General features: G+C 30.9%; 1 protein-coding gene and 1 pseudogene. Both read left to right on the top strand.

Going from position 1 to position 1,828, the window contains the following annotated elements; genetic code table 11:
- Positions 1-445: 445 nt before the first annotated feature.
- On the top strand, positions 446-1,225 hold the full coding sequence (locus EF384_RS09455; RefSeq protein WP_123781450.1) for a TspO-related membrane protein: 780 nt from the start codon (positions 446-448) through the stop codon (positions 1,223-1,225).
- Positions 1,226-1,584: 359 nt separating this feature from the next.
- A pseudogene (locus EF384_RS09450) lies at positions 1,585-1,828 on the top strand (hypothetical protein); the annotation flags it as partial.

The following is a 1,828-nucleotide window of genomic DNA, read 5'->3' as shown; positions in this document are numbered from 1 at the left end:
ACAGCGATGTCCTATCCTTTTTTGTTTATGTGAAAGAGGTCGTGGGAAAGTAAAGCTAAAAAATCTGTAATTTTATTTAAATAAATGATTCAAATTGGTTACTTGAGTGTTCCAAGATATTCTGATACTATGAATAGTAGTCATATAGATTTCTATAAGAGTTTATGCTTTGTCGCTCAAAATTCTGTTTAGAAATTTTTTACATATCTTTTTATTTGTTTATATAACCATTATGAATAGTTGTTATCGAACCAAGAAAACTTGATTGCTCATCATGAATCTAGGTTCTTTTTTGTTTTATAATAATGTCATTCAGGGGAATATTGATAATAGAAAATCTGCTCATTTTTAAGTTGTTTCCAAATAAGGAATAATAAAGAATAAGTTATGATTAGGTTTGGTTGAGAAATGAATTAAATATTAAATAAACAAATGGGAGAGAATTATGTCTACACAAAAGAAAGCTTGGTCTAATGTCGTATTACTATTATTTACTTTTTTCGTGAATTTTTTGGGGGCTAGTGGGTTTATTAACGGGATGTCGCAAGCGGCGGTTTCAGATAAATACAATACGTTGATTGCACCGGCAGGATTTACATTTAGTATTTGGGGTATTATTTATAGTTTGTTGCTGATATGGGTGTTGTTCATAGCCTTCAATTCAAAGAAGGTTACGTATCGTGACATCATCAATGCGGTTACACCATTCTATTGGTTGTCTTTAGTGACCAATATGATTTGGATTGTGACTTTTTCATTTGAATGGGTAGGGATTTCGACAATATTTATCTTCACATATTTATTTGCATTAACAGCTAGTCTAAATAAAATCAGAACCATTAAACATCCAGGGCAATGGTTTTCAGCAATTACTTTTGGCTTACATACAGGTTGGCTATTAATTGCATCTGTGGTTAACGCAGCTGCTTTCCTAGTGCAAATTAATTGGTCAGTCTTTGGTATTTCAGATGCTGTTTGGACTGGTATTGTGATGATCGTAGCAATGGCAATCGCAGCATTTGTAACAGAATCAATGAGAAATGCTATTTTGCCACTACCAATCGCATGGGCTTTCTATGGTGTTCGAAGTACCTTGATTGAAAAGGGTGGATATACAGTTTTGGAAATGCTAGCTATTGTTGGCATTGTAGTTATGTTGTTGGTAAGTATTCGTATTTTTATCAAGAATGATAAGGGGATATTGCCAATAAAAGAAGCAATTTAAGGTGGGATATACAATTATTCCCACTCAATGGTTGCAGGTGGTTTGCAGATGATAAGTAAATAATGTGCTATATAAGGAAAAAGGAGCCTCAAAAAAGGCTTCTTTTTTCGTTGTCTAAATTTTAGAATTCCTTTACAAATAGTGTTGGTAAATAATTTCAAATATTGCGAATACGTTATTTACTATTTATTAAAGAACCTGTTTAGTTATAATTTATACAAAATTACTAATATTTAATGAGTTGTTGATGGTTTCTTTCGGAATATTTTAACTAACATGTTATAATTTCTTTGAAAATATACAATTTTATGTTCATAAATATAATTATAGTTTCTAATTAAAGACATGGAGGTAAATTTTTGGGGAAAGATTATGAAGAAATTTTAGCTGCTTATGAAGAAATTAACCAGCGTAATAATAGTGCGGGAGAATTCAAAAAAACTTTGTTCCATGTTCACACACCTGCATCTTACGATTTCAAATTACACTCTACAGAAAATGTTCAATCTTATAAAAATTTGACAGCCGATGAAATATATACTAAATATATCAAGGATGAATTTCCAGTTGAAATTAGTGATGGCGGATTTTATAATGAACTTA

Origin of the sequence: Aerococcus agrisoli (assembly GCF_003797145.1) — a bacterium.
In the GTDB taxonomy this organism is placed as follows: Bacteria; Bacillota; Bacilli; order Lactobacillales; family Aerococcaceae; genus Aerococcus; species Aerococcus agrisoli.
Note: the sequence above shows the minus strand (reverse complement) of the source record. Positions and strands in the feature narration are given on the sequence as shown.